This is a genomic window from Collinsella aerofaciens, from assembly GCF_901212495.1.
Classification (GTDB): Bacteria; Actinomycetota; Coriobacteriia; order Coriobacteriales; family Coriobacteriaceae; genus Collinsella; species Collinsella aerofaciens_H.
The window spans coordinates 19-16,231 of record NZ_CAAKNY010000053.1 but is presented as its reverse complement, the minus strand read 5'-3'; the positions used below and the strand labels follow the sequence as shown (position 1 = coordinate 16,231).

Sequence of the window (16,213 nt, the reverse complement as noted above, 5' to 3'; positions counted from 1 at the left end):
CAACAGCAAAGCCGCCGCAAGGAGCACTCCCCTTACGGCGGCTTTCATCTTCATCTATAACCAGTAGTCGATGTCCCGACGGTTAGAGCTGCAACTCCGACGCCTGGTCCTCATCGTCGCGACAAAGGACCACACCCGCACTTCCCAGCAGCGCGGCCGCGATCAACGCGCCGACCACGATAGAGGCAGCCCCACAAGACCCCTGCATACCCGCGACGAGCGCGGCCGTAGGACCAAGGCAACCAAGCGTCAAAGCAACGGCGGCAACGGCGATATCTCGAGCGTTCACAAGACCACTTCCTCCAAGAGAAAGACTCTATTTCTCATGAACTAGTGTGCCCCGCGCCCATATGCGCGACGTACCGTCACGGTAAGGGCTCTGTTAGCTCAAACGCATACACAGAACGGGCGTCCCCACGTTGCCCAAAAGCTCGGTAAAGACGCCCGTCCGCCAAATATCCGTGATGCAGAATAATTACCAGCCAGTGTAGTAGTCGGTGGTTCCGGCAGCGCAGCCGGAGTCATAGACCTTGCACTCGCCCTTGGATCCGGTAAACGTGGAGCCTTGGGCCTTATCGCCCGCGGCCACGACGTAGTAGCCATCGGAATCTCGCCAAAAGCCCTCGGCGTCCTGCGTCCATTCGCCCGTGCGGTGGTGATACAACACGTTGCTGCTGTAATAAGTCTCGCGGCGGCCGTTGTAGTTATTGACACCCGCAGAGCGCGTCAGGCCCGATTCGTTCGCGTAGGACGCAGCAGACGCGTAAGACGAGCCGGAGTCGGCGTTGTAGTACGAAGCCTGGGCGGCCTCGGCAGCCTCGGCCTCGGCAGCGGCGGCCTCGAGCGCCTCGCGCTTGGCATCCTCAAGCGCGGAGCGAAGCTCGTCGAGCTCGGTCGACTTGGCGTCGACCTCCCCCATCGTCAACAGGCTACCCGCACCGTCGATGCAGCCCTGCAACACAGCGCGCTCGTCATCGGTAGCATAGTCGCCATACATATTCATAATGATCTGAGCGCGCATCTCCAGGGAATCGCGCTTTGCCCCCATCGAGGCGTTCCACTCCTGCATAGAGCCATAACCGTCGCCGCGGTAGTCGACGGGCTGTACCAGCGTCGCCTCGGACGGCGTAGATCCGACCGTATCGGATAGTGTTACCGCGTGGGCATCAGTTGCGCCGGCGCCCGCCAAAAGTGCCACGGTCAGAGCGGCGGAAAGGGCGGCGGCTTTCGGTTTTCGTGAATCAATCCTCATGTAGCTGGAAACCTCCGTAGTGCGTTTTTGCTGCGTTTGAGCTGTGTGCGATTCGATCGCGCTGCATAGTACCCCGATCAAATCGCGACCTGCGTTTTTACTCAAAAGGCGCACGTCAATTGCGTAGAACTCACATCCTCTCAACAGGAGTTTTCCACAACTCGAATGCATAAAGCGTGTCAAAAACCCTGTTTTTGCACCCTCTCTATGCAAAAAAGGGCGCCTGTGCAACCATTGTTCGCACAGGCGCCTTGAGCAGGCATTTTATGCAGTTATACCTATCGAGTCGCAAGGGTTCCTTGCACAAGTCGCCCTACTCGTCCAGCGCGGCGAAGGCCTGCTTCAGATCCCAAATGATATCCTCGGCGTTCTCGGTACCGATGGAAAGACGAATCGTGGAAGGCGTGATGTTCTGCTCGGCGAGCTCCTCGGCAGAAAGCTGGGAGTGCGTGGTGGTAGCCGGGTGCACGACGAGCGACTTGACGTCGGCCACGTTGGCGAGCAGCGAGAACACCTGCAGATGATCGATGAACTTCCAAGCCGCCTCCTGGCCACCCTTAATCTCAAAGGTAAAGATCGAGGCACCGCCATGGGGGAAGTACTTCTGATAGAGCTCGTGATCGGGGTGCTCAGGCAGGCTCGGGTGGTTCACCTTGGCGACGTGGCTGTCACCAGCCAGGAACTCAACGACCTTCTTGGTATTCTCGACATGACGGTCAACGCGCAGCGACAGAGTCTCGGTGCCCTGAAGCAGGACCCAGGCGTTGAACGGGCTGATGCAGGCGCCCTCGTCACGCAGCAGGATAGCGCGGACATAGGTTGCGAAGGCGGCGGGACCGGCAGCCTCGGCAAACGAAACACCGTGGTAGGAGGGGTTGGGCTCAGCAATCTGGGCGTACTTTCCGCCCGCCTTCCAATCGAAGTTACCGCCGTCGACGATCACACCGCCCAGCGAGGTGCCGTGGCCGCCAATGAACTTGGTTGCGGAGTGGACGACGATGTTGGCACCATGCTCCAGCGGACGGAACAGATACGGGGTGCCGAAGGTGTTGTCGACGACAACCGGCAGACCGTGCTTCTTGGCGATCGCGGAGATGGCGTCGATGTTGGGAATGTCGGAGTTGGGGTTGCCGAGCGTCTCGAGATAGATGACCGTGGTGTTGTCCTTGATGGCACCCTCAACCTCTTCCAGGTTATGGGCATCGACAAACGTGGTCTCGACGCCAAACTGGGAGAGCGTATGCTCCAGCAGGTTGTAGGAGCCACCGTAGATGGTCTTCTGAGCCACCACGTGGTCACCGGCCTGGGCAAGAGCCTGCAGGGTATAGGTGATGGCAGCGGCACCGGAGGCGACGGCAAGACCTGCCACGCCACCCTCGAGCGCGGCGATACGGTCCTCGAAGACGCCCTGGGTGGAGTTGGTCAGACGGCCGTAGATGTTACCGGCGTCGGCAAGACCAAAGCGGTCGGCGGCGTGTTGGGAGTTACGGAACACATAGCTCGTGGTCTGGTAGATAGGCACGGCACGGGAGTCGGATGCGGGATCGGCGCTCTCCTGGCCAACGTGCAGCTGCAGGGTGTCGAAACCAAAGGTGTGCTCGGGGTTGTTGATGAACTGGCTCATGATGATCTCCTTGATCGAACGAAAGTAAATAAAAAGAGAGAAGTAAGTCGCTGTCTCCTGATCACGCCAACGGGCGCAAACAGGAGCCCGGCATTCGTCTTGGTAAGCAATTCATATGCGGGCCTCCTTTCGCATCCCGGTTCCGTGGTTGGCTTAATTACCTACCGCCTTTGTGTGTTTTGAATAGTACGAGCATTGTTTTCCTCGGTCAATCACTTAAAAGCGCTAACCTGTTATCTGTTTTATAGATATCAATCGAAAGGATGGCGTCGATGACCCTTCAGCAGCTTCGTTTTCTGATCGCCGTGGCAGAGTCCGGCTCAATCAACGCCGCAGCCCAGCGCCTCTATACCGCTCAATCCAACATCTCAAACGCCGTCAAAAGCCTGGAACAGGAGCTCCATCTGGAGATCTTTACGCGCTCCAGCCGCGGCGTCACGCTCACCAACGACGGCACCGAGCTTTTGGGCTATGCGCGCCAGGTCGTAGAGCAGGCCGACATGCTCGAGGCACGCTACGAGGACGGCGGCACCCCGCAAGCCCGCCTCGCCATTTCCGCCCAGCACTACGCCTTTTCGGTCGAGGCCTTTGTCAACGTGGTCGAGCGCTGCCGCGACAGCAAGTTCGAGTTCATCATGCGCGAGACCACCACATCGCAGATCATCGATGACGTCCGCGCGTTTCGCAGCGACATTGGCATCCTGTATCTGGACGACTTTAACGCCCGCGTTTTGCAGAAGGCTTTTGCCGATGCGCGCGCGAGCTTCCATCCCCTCTTTGACGCAAAGGTCCACGTATTCGTAAGCGAACGCCACCCGCTCGCCCGCCGCCCGCAACTGTCCCTTGCCGACCTTACACCCTACACCCGCTACAGCTTTGAGCAGGGCACCTCGAACTCCTTCTATTACGCCGAGGAACCCTTTAGCTACATTCCCTGTGACCGCAACATCCGCGTGTCCGACCGCGGCACGCTCACCAACCTGCTTATCACCTCGAACGGCTACACGCTATCGACCGGTGTCCTCTCTAACGAAATGCAATGGGGCATGGCGTCGATCCCGCTGGCAGACGCCCCGACGATGCACGTGGGTTATATCATGCACGACGAGCGCAGGCCCTCTACCCTGCTGCAGCAATATCTCGATGAGCTCGACCGCATCATCCGCGAAAGCCAGCCATCTGGGGACGGGGCAGAAACGGTAGATTGCTAGCCCTCGGCGAACGCGGCGCTACAATGGACACCCACACGAGAAGCGTCCAACGAAAGGAACCATGTGAAGGTCATCATCTACACCGACGGCTCGGCCCGATCAAATCCGGGACGCGGCGGCTACGGCGCCGTGCTCAAATACACCAACCCCGCCGGCAAGACCTTTACCTCCGAGCTTTCGCGCGGTTACGCCAAGACCACCAACAACCGCATGGAGCTCATGGCCGTTATCGTGGCGCTCGAGGCACTCAACCGCCCCTGCGAGGTCGAAGTCCATTCCGATTCGCAGTACGTCGTCAATGCCTTTAACAAGCACTGGATCGACGGCTGGAAAAAGCGCGGATGGAAAACCGCCAACAAGCAGCCCGTCAAGAACCGCGACCTGTGGGAGCGCCTACTCACCGCCAAAAGCAAGCATAAGGTTGAATTCATCTGGGTTAAGGGTCACGCCGGTCACGAGCTCAACGAGCGCTGCGATGAGCTCGCCACCACGGCGGCCGACGGCGGCAACCTCGATATCGACACCGGCTTTAACGAGAGCGACCTGTAATATCGTTTTCGCGCAGTTTTATATCCCCACGCGCTACACTCATCCTGTAGACCAAACAACGCAAGGGGGACGTATGCTGCGCATCGCGACCATCGGCACATCCATGATCACCGACGACTTTATCCAAGTCGTCAACGCCAACGACCAAGCCGCGTTTGTGGGCACGCTTTCACGCGATGCCAATCGCGGTGCCGCCTTTACCGCCGAGCGCGGTGGCGAGCGAAACTTTACTTCACTCGATGAGCTTGCGGCGGCCGCCGACGTCGACGCCGTCTATATCGGCAGCCCTAACGCACTTCACTACGAGCAGGCCCTTGCCTGCATCGCCGGTGGCAAGCACGTCATCGTCGAGAAGCCCTTCTGCGCCACCGAAGCGCAGGCGCTGGAAGTCTTCCGCACTGCCGAGGCAGCAGGTGTCGTGGCCCTCGAGGCCATGCGTCCCCTCCACGATCCCGCCTTCCACGCCATCGAGGACGCCCTGGGCGAGATCGCCCCCATCCGCCGCGCCTCATTGCGCTTTGGCAAATATTCCTCGCGCTACAACGAGATCCTCGCGGGACGCGCCACCAATATCTTCGACTGCAATATGGCATCGGGTTCCCTCATGGACATTGGCGTCTACACCGTCGAGCCCATGGTTGAGATTTTCGGCATGCCCTCCGGCCTTACGAGCATGACTACCCTGCTCGACCCCACCACGCGACAGCTCACGCACGGCCCCATCGACGGTTGCGGTTCCATCCTCGCCAGCTACGGCGGTGGCCGTATCTCCGTCGAGCTCGCGCACTCCAAAATTACGAATGACCTGCTACCCTCGCAGATCGAAGGCGAGCGTGGCACTATCCAGATCGACCATCTGTCCACGCCCCGCAACGTCCGCATCGACTATCGCGGCGACGTCGTACGCGGCTCGGCGACCGAGGCACCGCGCGAGCAAGGCGGCAACGGCCGTGTGCTCGACCTGCCCAAATCGAGCAACACGATGGAATACGAACTCACGGACTTTATCACCGCCATCGGCGGCATCGATAACGTAAAGGAAGAGATTTGGGAGACACCGGCGGGACGCCACGAGCTTGGCCACTACCGCGATGTCACGCTCGTGTCGCTGCGTATCATGGATGCCGTGCGTCAGCAGGCGGGCATCACCTTCCCCGCCGACTCTAACAAGCAGGCATAGCGATGGGTTTTTTCGACAAGCTTTTCTCGGGCGTCACCGGCGGCAGTCGAGAACCCCAAAAGCCCTCTGGCGTCGAGCTCGAGCTGCGCCGCAGACTTACTGTGTTCGCAAGCGACGAGGCCACTCAAGACACTCCCCTGCGCTATTTCCTACGCTGGGCGGGACAAGTCCAGGGCGTCGGTTTCCGCTTTACCAACACCAACCTCGCGCAGGCGCGCTCCCTCACCGGCTGGGTGCGCAATATGGAAGACGGCTCGGTTGAGATGGAGATACAGGGGGCTCCGGCAAACATCCTATCTCATCTCGAGGCGCTTCATGCCTCCTACGAGCGCATAGGGACACGTTTTCGCCTCGTAGACGCCCAGGCCCGAGCCCCACTTGCCAATGAAGACGGTTTCAGTCCTCGTTATTAGTATTGTGTGCTAAATACGGTATCATTTACCTACGACCGTTGATAGAAAAGAGGCGAGGCGCATGGCGGTGCAAAGAAGGAATACCAGGCAGCGAAAGCTGGTTCTTGACGCCGTGCGCCAAAGCTATAACCATCCCACCGCCGACGAAATCTACAACGTCGTGCGCGCGCAGGATGACAAGATCAGCCGCGGCACGGTCTACCGCAACCTCAACCTCTTGGCCGACGCCGGCGAGATTCTCTCCATCAAGACGCCGGGCGGCAGCCGCTTCGATCGCACGATTGATCCGCATGCGCATATCATCTGCGCCTCGTGCAGCCGCGTCATCGACGTACCACTTCCCTTCGATGCCCAGCTCAACGCCAAGGCGTCCGAGCAAATCGGCTGGCACGTCACGTCGCACTACACCATCTTCGAGGGTCTCTGCCCCGACTGCCGGTAGATGTTTGGGATATGCCTTAAAAAAACACCTTTCCGCACTCTGCAGCAAAAAGTAGATTTCTAGGCATGTCCCAAATATCTACTCGGCGAGCAGGCGACGGAGTTCTTCTTCGACCGTGTGCACGTAGCGGACGCGGTCGTTGACGCCGCGCATGGTGGGGTTGCAGCTCTCCATCAGATAGGGATGGCCCACGACGTTGAGCATGTCGCGATCGTTCTCATTGTCGCCAAACGCCATCATCTCATCGGGCGAAATCCCCAGGGCACGACCGTAATCGGCAAGCGCGGAGCCCTTGCCCGAACCGAAACCGATCAAGTCCGTCCATGCGGCTCCCGACGTCATCACGTCGACACGGTCGCTAAAAAGGCGCTCGAAATACTCCCGGGCCGCCGGATAATCCACCTTGGGCGTCTGGAAGCCAATCTTAATGACATCCTCATCGATGTCCTCGGGACGGTCGACCACCGCCACATCGCAGTGGACCTCATGGCGCAAATGGTCGACGAACGCATCGTTGCCGCTCATGGCGTAGAGGTGCCCCTCACACGAAAGGGTCACGTCGGCATGGGGATACGCAACCACGGCATTCGCGATAACCATAGCAAGGCTACGCTCCATGGAACGCTTGACAACGGCACGCCCCTCGCTCATCACCAGGGTTCCGTTTTCGCATACATAGGCGAGCTCATCGGCCACCGGGGCAAACAGGTAGCGCAAGCTCGCATATTGACGGCCACTCGCCGGCATAAACACGATACCGCGACGATGCAGCTCATCGATAAGCTCAAAGGCCTCGGAACGCAGTTCGCGCTCCCCCGGATGCAGTAAAGTGCCGTCCAAATCGCATGCAATCAGCTTGATTCCCTCAAGACCCATAGCTTCCCCCAAAGCCTTCTATCAACAGCAAGACGGACCTTGATTGGTCGCCCCTCAAAGCCCATCTTGCGCATACGTGCGCTTAGCCGCGCGTCTTTTTTACGATGGTAAAGTCGGGAGCCATGCTCACGACGACCTCCGCCGCACTCGACGCAAAGCGCCGGTCCGCATCGAGTTCACGGGTAACCACCGAGAGCCGAACACCCTCGACACCCCGGAGCATGCGGCCCAAAACAGGCTGCAACGGCGTATACATGCGCACGGTATGCTCGTCCGAGTCGCCCCGGAAGAGCGGCGCATGCATGTTGCCAATCTCCCAGCACGCATGCGCGAGCGCAATCGGATCCATGCGGTCGACTTCGACCAAATAAACCTCGGCGCTGCGCAGGCGCACGACAACCGCCACGGGTATCATGCCCGAACGGTCAATGGCGAGCACGTCGCCATCGGCAAGACGACCGCCATCGGTAGTATCCAGCCGAACATCGATCGTGCGCCCCAGCCCCGTCACGCCCCCAAACGCGCACACGTCAGCCTGGTCCCAATCGAGCAGTAGCTCGTCAACTTCAAAGACGCCGCCCAACTTCCGGCGAAGCAGGAGTTCATAGGACGGATCGTTGAGATTTCCCAAGCATGTCGTCGAAACCAAGCGTTCAGGCATACTCTAACCCTCGACCTCAACGAGCTCGATATCAAAGTTGAGGTCCTTGCCGGCCAACTCGTGGTTGGCATCGAGCGTCACGGCCTCGGGCGTTACGTCGATAACCACGGCGGGGACGGGCATACCACTTGGCGTGGACAGGAAAAGCTTCATGCCCTTCTCGATCTGCTCGATGTTGGGAACCTGTTCGGCCGGGAAGGTAATAACCATCTCGGGATTGTGCTCGCCGTAGGCATCGGCAGCAGGAATGTGCACGGTCTTCTTCTCGCCCACCTGCATGTCGACAACAGCGGCGTCGAAGCCCTTGATCATCTGGCCGGCGCCGCAGGTGAACTCCAGCGGCTCACCGCGATCGTAGGAGCTATCGAACTGCGTGCCGTCGTCGAGCGTGCCACGATAATGGGTCTTAACCTTCTTGCCCTGGTTGGACATGGTAACCTCCGTGATAAGGGCGGCGCACAACGCGGGCCGCCGTGAACATATGGCGCTAACTATACCCTAGTCATACAATTCAAAGACAGTTTGCAAAGAAACGCTGCAACCGGAGGAACCATGGCATATCCCGTATTTGACCTACACTGCGACACCGCCGACCGCATCGGCTGGGCCACGCTCGATCTCGACCTGCGCTTTACCGCCGGCACCGACGGTTATTTCCCCGGCGATGAAACGCATCCGCAGGATTTCGACCTCATCGAGGGCAACGCCTGCGCCATCTCGCTCGCAAAGATCGGCAATACGCCGTGGGCACAGTGCTTCGCCACGTTTGTCCCCGACGAGATTCCCACCGCCCACGCTGCGCGCTTCCAGGCGCAGATCATGGCGCACATGAGCGGCCAGGCAATGCTCAACCACGACCGCATGGTCAACGTACGCAGCGCCGCTGACATTCGCCCTGCACTCAAAGACGGCAAGGTCGCCTGCATCCACACCATCGAAAACGCCACGTTCTTTGCCGAGGACCCCGCGCTGATCGAGGTGCTCAAGAGCCTGGGCGTACTCATGTCATCACTCAGCTGGAACGCGCAGGGACCGCTCGCGAGCGGACACGACACCCATGCCGGCCTCACCGCCGCCGGCATCGAGGCGCTTACGCAGATGGAGCACGCCGGCATGGTGCTCGACGTCTCCCACCTCAACGATGAGTGCTTTGACGAGGTTGTCGCCCACGCCACGCGCCCCTTCGTCGCCAGCCACTCCAACTCCCGCACCGTCTGCGGCGTCAAGCGCAACCTCACCGACGACCAGTTCCGCACCATCCGCGACATGGGCGGTATCGTCGGCCTCAACTACTGCAGCAAGTTCCTATCCAACGACGCAACCGACAAGACCGCCGCAGATGTCACCTTCGACCAGCTGGCAGCCCATATCGAACACTGGCTTGACCTGGGTGGCGAAAATATCATCGCGCTCGGCGGCGACTGGGACGGTGCCGCGGTGCCCACTTTCCTCTCCGATGCCAGCAAAATGCCCGAATTCCAGAACATGCTCTCCAGGCACTTTGGCAAGACCGTGATGCAGAAGCTCTGCAGCGACAACGCGCTTGCCTTCTTTGAGCGTTATTAATTTCACATCCCTTGAGCGGGCCGGTATGCCGAACGGTCGACATGCCGGCCCATCCCCAATCTGAAGGACCGCTTTTGACGCAGCAATTTACGTTTTTCCTATCCCGACCGGATGGGACGCCCATCCCCGTCGTCGTTGCCAAAAAGCGCGTCAAAAACTTCAACCTACGCGTCACATCGAGCGGCGAGGTCCACGCCAGCGCACCGCTCGGCGCCAGCCGCGAGCGTATCGAAGCGTTTGTGAAGCGCAACAGCGCCTGGATTACCAGCCGACTTGCCCAGCGCGAGCAACGTCAGGCAACGGCGCGAGAGCCACTCAGCCCCTCGTCCATCATTGCACTTTGGGGCAAGCCCATCACGGTGCAGGATGCACTCGATCACAACTTTGCGTCACCCGTACCACGGCCCAAACAGGCTACCTTTGCAAGTTTTATAGGTACCGACGAGCCAGACGAACGCCCACGGGCCAAGCGGCACGCAATCCTCGACGGCCTAACGCCCGATGAGCTCCAAGCCAACATCAACCAGCTCTATACGTCAGAAGTCACATCGGCACTGCGCGATATGGTGCACGCGCACGAAATCGCAATGGGCGTCACCGTGGCCCGCGTCTCTGTGCGCAGCATGAAAACGCGCTGGGGATCATGCACGCCCAAGACCGGCGCCGTTCGCATCGCACGCGAACTTGCCGCCTATCCCATCGAGTGTCTCGACATGGTTGTCGCCCACGAGCTTGTCCATCTGCTTGAGCCAAGCCACAACCAGCGGTTCCACGCCCTGCTCGACACATACTGCCCCAACAATGGAGCACTGTCTCAGCGGCTCAAGCAACCACCCATAGAGACGTATTAGAACCGGTTAGCGCACACGCTCGATCTCGACACCGCAGCTTGCCAGGGGAAGACCGACAGGCGCCCAAGGCTTATCGAGCTTAACGCGCACACCAAGCAACGAGGGGTGACGGCGCAGCAGCATCTGGGCTGTCCCCTCGGCTGCCGCCTCGATGAGTTTAAACGTATGCTCGCGCAGATAGCCATCAACATCGTGGCACACCGAGCCATAGTCAATCGAGGCGTCCAAACTATCGTGCTCCCCCGCCGCACGCAGGTCGGCATAGAGCACCAGAGAAACGATGAACTTCTGACCCAGCGCGTTCTCCTCGGGATACACGCCATGGTTGGCAAAAACCTCGAGGCCGTCAATGACGATACGGTCGGCATGGCGAAGGTCGTCATAGCTCACATGGGGTACCGCCGTCGCAGCAGAAATTTCACCCCTACCACGACGGGCGAGCTCAGCACCCTCAGTCTTGGTGGCATTCTCAGGCAGTTTTTTATTACTCATCGCGATCGTCTCCCTCGTTTAGAACCCCGATCGCGCATACCGGCTACACGCGAATCGACAGGTTCTTTTTATCGTCGCTCCAGTTGCAAGCATTGCGCGCGGGGCATGCAAAGCAGGCGCGTGACGCTTTGTCGGCCGCATAGAGCAGACGCTCAAGCGGTTGGCTGTTCACGCGCAGCTTTCGATGGCCCAGAATGGCCGTCTTAATGGCTGCGGCATCGGCCGGCTCAAACGCCACGTCATCGGGCATGCCGCCGAGGATCGCATCAGCGACGCGTTCGCTTGCAACATCATGGGATATACCCGATTCATACTGTTCATCTTTGCCGATATCGTGAAGAAGTGCCGTGGCGTAGATGACCTCGCGGTCAAATTCGAGCTGTTCCTCGAGATTCTTGATCCACATAATACGGGCAACATCCAGCAGGTGGTCAATACCGTGGCGGCAAAAGATGCGCCCCGATTCCAACCGTGCAATGTTGCCCAGGTGCCGCCGGAACAGCCCGTTGGCACAAATATAATCAATGCGAGGCATGGCACCAAAGGGAGTCAGGCCCGAAGCCATAAAACCGCGACGCAGTGTTCCCTCGTCCGTATTCGATGTAAAGTCGTTAACGACTCTCATAGTTAGCGTCCCAGCATCCTAAAGAATCGCTCCTCGAGCGCCGGATCGGTCTCAAAGACGCCGCGGCGAGCGAGCGTTACAGTCTTGGTGCCGGGCTTTTGCACGCCGCGCATGGTCATGCACATATGCTCAGCTTCCATGAGCACAATCGCTCCCTGGGGAGCGAGATAATCCATGAGAGCGTCGGCAACCTGCGCACACAGCTGCTCCTGCAGCTGCAGACGGCGGGCATAAACCTCAACCGTGCGAGCAAGCTTAGACAGGCCCGCCACCCGACCGTTAGGGATATAACCAATGGCGGCCTTGCCATAAAACGGCAGCAGATGGTGCTCGCACAACGAGTAAAACGTAATGTCACGCTCGATAACCAAATCGTTCGAAGCGACGGCAAAAGTTTTGGACAGATGCTCCTCGGCACTCTGGTCCATACCGCCGGCAATCTCGCTATACATACGGGCAACGCGTGCCGGCGTCTCCAGCAGCCCCTCACGAGACGGCTCCTCGCCTATACCTTCAAGCAGCAGCTTAATGGCAGTCTCGACTTTTTCCTGATCGACCATCTGGGCCTCACTTTTTTCGATTTCGCGTTCGCGCTATGGTACCACGGCGGCACGCAACCTCTGCCAGCTACATAGTATGGGTCGAATAGACCGGATCATCACGCCAAAGCTCCACGGCGTCGCAAAGCGCAACGTTTTCACGCTCGGCACGGGCACGCGTGGCATTCATATCGATCACGCGCTGATTGCTCGAGCCCCTAAAGCGCAACGAGATATCGTACAAATCCTGAACGAACGGACCGTCCACCAACATATCGAGGCAGGCGAGAATGCGGCCCGTCACCTCGGTATGATGGTGCCCGCCCGGCATAAGCTCCTCGAGTACGTCGCCAGTAAAGCACCAAATGGTCTTCCCCGACCCCACAGGATAAGTGGCGCGAACGCGCTCAATGAAATCAACGAGCCCCGCCTGGTTCTCGGGTTCCATGGGCTCCCCGCCCAGAATTGTCAGGCCATCAATAAAGGGATGGTCGAGACTCTCGATAATCTTGTCCTCGACGGCACGATCGAACGGCTCGCCCGCAGCAAAATCCCACGCGGCAGAGTTAAAGCAGTTCTTGCACCCACGACGGCATCCACTCACAAACAGAGAAGTACGAACGCCTTCCCCATCGGCAATGTCGAAATACTTAATGTTCGCGTAGTTCATAGGTAACCTTCCTGGGGGTCTGGAGTATATCATCCCGTCCTCAAACAGCTTCGCTCGCTGTGCTCGCTGCAGAACTGCGGGCGGGACGATATACTCCAGACCCCTCGCGAGCGATACTCGGTGAACGGAGCGAACATCGAGTATAGGGTTCGAGGTCCAATAAAAACTGGGTTGCGGCTCAACCGTCATCGCAAGTACATCGCAGCTGCAGCTCGAACTATTTCCGCTAAGAACTTCGAGGGGCGAGCAGACCGCATGCTGCATCTCAGCTACATCAACTTGGCTGAACCGAGAGGGCCGCTTGGGCTTTTGCTCGATATGAGTTCCGCACGCAAAGAAGGCCACTTAATGTGGCCTTCGTCTTGCGCAGGACTGTCCGAAATAGCGAGCAAATGCCCAAGCGGCCCTCTCGGTTCAGCCCCGGAGCGGTATTAGAGATGCAGCACGCGGTCGCGGATCTCCTCGGTTCGACCCTGGTTCCAGAACTGGGTACCGATGTAGCCGCACGTGCGACGGGCGACATTCATCTTCTCCTGGTCACGATTGCCGCAGTTGGGGCACTCCCACACCAGCTTACCGTCGTCCTCGATAATGCGGATCTCGCCATCGTAGCCGCACACCTGGCAGTAGTCGCTCTTGGTGTTGAGCTCGGCGTACATGATGTTGTCGTAGATGTACTGCATCACGCGAATGACAGCCTTGAGGTTGTCCTGCATGTTGGGAACCTCGACGTAGGAGATGGCACCGCCCGGCGAAAGCTGCTGGAACATGCCCTCGAACTTGAGCTTGTCGAATGCGTCGATCTCCTCGGACACGTGGACATGGTAGCTGTTGGTGATGTAGCCCTTGTCCGTCACGCCCGGGATGATGCCAAAACGACGCTGCAGGCACTTGGCAAACTTGTAGGTCGTCGACTCAAGCGGGGTACCGTACAGTGAGAAGTCAATATCGCTTTCGGCCTTCCACTCGGCGCACTTGTCGTTCATGCGCTGCATGACGGCCATGGCAAACGGCGTGCCCTCCTTCTCGGTGTGGCTGTGGCCCGTCATGTACTTGACGCACTCATACAGGCCAGCATAGCCCAGGCTGATGGTGGAGTATCCGCCCACGAGCAGCTTGTCGATCGTCTCACCCTTCTTCAGACGGGCGAGGGCGCCGTACTGCCACAGAATCGGGGCGGCATCAGAAAGCGTACCCATCAGGCGCTCATGACGGCACAGCAGGGCACGGTGGCACAGCTCAAGGCGTTCATCGAAGATTTTCCAGAACTTGTCCATGTCCTGATGCGAGCTCAGCGCGACATCGGGCAGGTTGATGGTCACAACGCCCTGGTTAAAGCGACCATAGTACTTAGGCTTGGTCGGATCATAGTTCAGCGCGTTGGCGACATTGTTAAAGCCGTTGCCCGAACGGTCGGGCGTCAGGAAACTGCGGCAACCCATGCAGGTGTAGCAATCGCCGTTGCCGGCGGTCTCGCCCTTCGACAACTTGAGCTCGCGCATCTTCTTCTCGGAGATGTAGTCGGGCACCATGCGCTTGGCGGTGCACTTCGCAGCCAGCTGAGTCAGGTAGAAGTACGGGGAATCCTCGTAAACGTTATCGTCCTCGAGCACGTAGATGAGCTTGGGGAACGCCGGGGTGATCCACACGCCAGCTTCGTTCTTAACGCCCTCATAGCGCTGACGAAGCGTCTCCTCCACAATCATGGCAAGGTCATGCTTCTCCTGGGGCGTACGGGCCTCATTGAGATACATAAAGACCGTCACGAACGGCGCCTGGCCATTCGTGGTCATAAGGGTCACGACCTGATACTGAATCGTCTGGACGCCGCGACGAATCTCATCGCGCAGGCGGTCCTCAACGACCTCACGGACCTTCTTGGCAGACGCAGAGACGCCAAGCTCCTCGAGCTCGCGGGCAACCTCGCCACGAATCTTCTGACGGCTCACCTCGACAAACGGAGCCAGATGGGTCAGCGAAATCGACTGACCGCCGTACTGGGAAGATGCGACCTGGGCGATAATCTGCGTCGCGATATTGCAGGCAGTCGAGAAGCTGTGCGGCTTCTCGATCAGCGTGCCCGAGATAACGGTGCCGTTCTGGAGCATATCCTCCAGGTTCACCAGGTCGCAGTTGTGCATGTGCTGGGCGAAGTAGTCCGAATCGTGGAAGTGAATCAGGCCCTCGTTGTGGGCATCCACGATCTCCTGGGGCAGCAGCACGCGCTGCGTCAGGTCCTTGGAGATCTCGCCGGCCATGTAGTCGCGCTGAACGGAGTTGACGGTCGGGTTTTTGTTAGAGTTCTCCTGCTTGACCTCTTCGTTGTTGCATTCGATCAGCGACAGGATCTTGTCGTCGGTCGTGTTCTTTTGGCGCTTCAGGCTCTGAACATAGCGATAAATGATGTAGTGGCGAGCGACCTCATAGCAGTCGAGACGCATGATCTCGTCCTCGACCAGATCCTGGATCTCCTCGACCGATACGGTGTGCCCGGCATTTTCACATGCCTCGGCAACGTTTTGTGCCGCGTAAACCACCTGACGGTCGGTTAGACGAGAGCTCTCCTCGACCTCCAAGTTTGCGGCGCGGATGGCATTGACGATCTTATCGATGTCAAAGACAACCTCGGTGCCGCTGCGCTTGATGATCTTCATCCTCTTGCCTCTTTCGCATCGTAGTCTCATTGCGCTTCAGAGCCAAACGATGCCCGGCAGGGCTTGCCCCTGTCTTGCGGCGCCGTCGCGCAATCTGTGTTCTCGATAAACCATACGCCTCCATGCGGACATTCCCAGGAGCCGATCAAGCGGCTCAAGGACACGTTCAAAAGAGGCAGTTAAGGTCTTCGTTCTCTGTCCGCCATCTATCATACGACAAAGATGCATCTATATCCTGTATTCTTTTTTTAGGTCAAACACAACATATAGTGTTTCAGCAGGTCAAAGCAATTAGTCATTTTGCAGACGCATTAAAAATGAGGGGTATTTGACAAGTCGGTAAAACGTTACCAACACGACTACCTGCATGGCAGCTATAAAACCCCCTTAGTCAAGCCGCCGACAAATCCTACCAAAACTAAGCCACTCACGCCAAAAGAATCCAAAAGATAATGCTTGACCAACATGTTGCGGTCACGATCGGCCAGGACGTATGCAATCTGCCGGTACCCCTACGGGATGAGAAGATCATCGCGTACAGACCTTGAATCAATAATTGGTGGCTTATTTGGCGGCGAGCTTGGTGACAAAAAAACAGCTCAGAGGCT

Annotated in this window: 18 protein-coding genes; 7 read left to right on the top strand and 11 right to left on the bottom strand. The window is 58.6% G+C overall.

All coding sequences use genetic code 11. The annotated features are described in order from the left end of the window. Positions 1-82 precede the first annotated feature (82 nt). The 3 genes from SFLMC1_RS05995 to SFLMC1_RS05985 all read right to left on the bottom strand — a co-directional run bounded on the left by SFLMC1_RS05995 (position 83) and on the right by SFLMC1_RS05985 (position 2,876). Entirely contained in the window at positions 83-289 is a 207-nt protein-coding gene (locus SFLMC1_RS05995; protein WP_152074860.1) for a hypothetical protein, read from the bottom strand. Between the two features lie 186 nt (positions 290-475). After that, the gene (locus SFLMC1_RS05990; protein WP_152074861.1) at positions 476-1,252 is read right to left on the bottom strand and encodes a hypothetical protein; all 777 of its coding nucleotides are present in this window, start codon (positions 1,250-1,252) and stop codon (positions 476-478) included. Between the two features lie 313 nt (positions 1,253-1,565). After that, entirely contained in the window at positions 1,566-2,876 is a 1,311-nt protein-coding gene (locus tag SFLMC1_RS05985; RefSeq protein ID WP_152074862.1) for an O-acetylhomoserine aminocarboxypropyltransferase/cysteine synthase family protein, read from the bottom strand. A gap of 272 nt (positions 2,877-3,148) precedes the next feature. Here SFLMC1_RS05985 and SFLMC1_RS05980 point away from each other — a divergent pair, with 272 nt between their 5' ends. The 5 genes from SFLMC1_RS05980 to SFLMC1_RS05960 all read left to right on the top strand — a co-directional run bounded on the left by SFLMC1_RS05980 (position 3,149) and on the right by SFLMC1_RS05960 (position 6,671). After that, entirely contained in the window at positions 3,149-4,087 is a 939-nt protein-coding gene (locus SFLMC1_RS05980) for a LysR family transcriptional regulator (protein WP_152074863.1), read from the top strand. Between the two features lie 63 nt (positions 4,088-4,150). Continuing rightward, complete coding sequence (gene rnhA, locus SFLMC1_RS05975; protein ID WP_152074864.1) at positions 4,151-4,636, top strand: ribonuclease HI; 486 nt, start codon at positions 4,151-4,153, stop codon at positions 4,634-4,636. Between the two features lie 73 nt (positions 4,637-4,709). Further along, complete coding sequence (locus SFLMC1_RS05970; RefSeq protein WP_152074865.1) at positions 4,710-5,816, top strand: Gfo/Idh/MocA family protein; 1,107 nt, start codon at positions 4,710-4,712, stop codon at positions 5,814-5,816. Positions 5,817-5,818: 2 nt separating this feature from the next. Beyond that, positions 5,819-6,229 (top strand): acylphosphatase, encoded by a 411-nt coding sequence (locus SFLMC1_RS05965; RefSeq protein ID WP_152074866.1) that lies wholly within the window; start codon positions 5,819-5,821, stop codon positions 6,227-6,229. Between the two features lie 61 nt (positions 6,230-6,290). Further along, positions 6,291-6,671 carry a Fur family transcriptional regulator gene (locus tag SFLMC1_RS05960; RefSeq protein WP_187323878.1) on the top strand — a complete coding sequence of 127 codons (381 nt, stop codon included), beginning with the start codon at positions 6,291-6,293 and terminating at the stop codon, positions 6,669-6,671. Positions 6,672-6,749: 78 nt separating this feature from the next. On the opposite strand, the gene SFLMC1_RS05955 is transcribed toward SFLMC1_RS05960, so the two are convergent. The 3 genes from SFLMC1_RS05955 to SFLMC1_RS05945 form a co-directional block, all read right to left on the bottom strand. After that, positions 6,750-7,547: an HAD-IIB family hydrolase gene (locus SFLMC1_RS05955; protein WP_152074867.1), complete on the bottom strand. Its 798-nt coding sequence runs from the start codon at positions 7,545-7,547 to the stop codon at positions 6,750-6,752. Between the two features lie 82 nt (positions 7,548-7,629). After that, a complete protein-coding gene (locus SFLMC1_RS05950) occupies positions 7,630-8,208 on the bottom strand; it encodes an urease accessory protein UreE (protein ID WP_152074868.1) in 579 nt (192 codons plus the stop codon). A 3-nt stretch (positions 8,209-8,211) separates the two neighbouring features. Further along, positions 8,212-8,640: a peptidylprolyl isomerase gene (locus SFLMC1_RS05945; protein ID WP_055286916.1), complete on the bottom strand. Its 429-nt coding sequence runs from the start codon at positions 8,638-8,640 to the stop codon at positions 8,212-8,214. Positions 8,641-8,760: 120 nt separating this feature from the next. On the opposite strand from SFLMC1_RS05945, the gene SFLMC1_RS05940 reads away from it, so the two are divergent. Together SFLMC1_RS05940 and SFLMC1_RS05935 are read left to right on the top strand one after the other, a co-directional pair. Then, positions 8,761-9,774: a dipeptidase gene (locus SFLMC1_RS05940; RefSeq protein WP_152074869.1), complete on the top strand. Its 1,014-nt coding sequence runs from the start codon at positions 8,761-8,763 to the stop codon at positions 9,772-9,774. 74 nt (positions 9,775-9,848) lie between these two features. Continuing rightward, positions 9,849-10,625 (top strand): M48 family metallopeptidase, encoded by a 777-nt coding sequence (locus SFLMC1_RS05935; RefSeq protein WP_187323877.1) that lies wholly within the window; start codon positions 9,849-9,851, stop codon positions 10,623-10,625. A 6-nt stretch (positions 10,626-10,631) separates the two neighbouring features. Here SFLMC1_RS05935 and folB read toward each other — a convergent pair whose 3' ends face one another. From folB to nrdD, 5 genes are all read right to left on the bottom strand, one after another. Further along, entirely contained in the window at positions 10,632-11,117 is a 486-nt protein-coding gene (folB, locus tag SFLMC1_RS05930) for a dihydroneopterin aldolase (protein ID WP_152074871.1), read from the bottom strand. A 43-nt stretch (positions 11,118-11,160) separates the two neighbouring features. Next, on the bottom strand, positions 11,161-11,742 hold the full coding sequence (locus tag SFLMC1_RS05925) for an HD domain-containing protein (protein WP_187323876.1): 582 nt from the start codon (positions 11,740-11,742) through the stop codon (positions 11,161-11,163). A 2-nt stretch (positions 11,743-11,744) separates the two neighbouring features. Beyond that, on the bottom strand, positions 11,745-12,302 hold the full coding sequence (gene folE, locus SFLMC1_RS05920; protein WP_152074872.1) for a GTP cyclohydrolase I FolE: 558 nt from the start codon (positions 12,300-12,302) through the stop codon (positions 11,745-11,747). Positions 12,303-12,369: 67 nt separating this feature from the next. Then, positions 12,370-12,951: an anaerobic ribonucleoside-triphosphate reductase activating protein gene (nrdG, locus tag SFLMC1_RS05915; protein WP_152074873.1), complete on the bottom strand. Its 582-nt coding sequence runs from the start codon at positions 12,949-12,951 to the stop codon at positions 12,370-12,372. A gap of 431 nt (positions 12,952-13,382) precedes the next feature. Next, a complete protein-coding gene (gene nrdD / locus SFLMC1_RS05910; RefSeq protein WP_152074874.1) occupies positions 13,383-15,605 on the bottom strand; it encodes an anaerobic ribonucleoside-triphosphate reductase in 2,223 nt (740 codons plus the stop codon). Positions 15,606-16,213 lie beyond the last annotated feature (608 nt).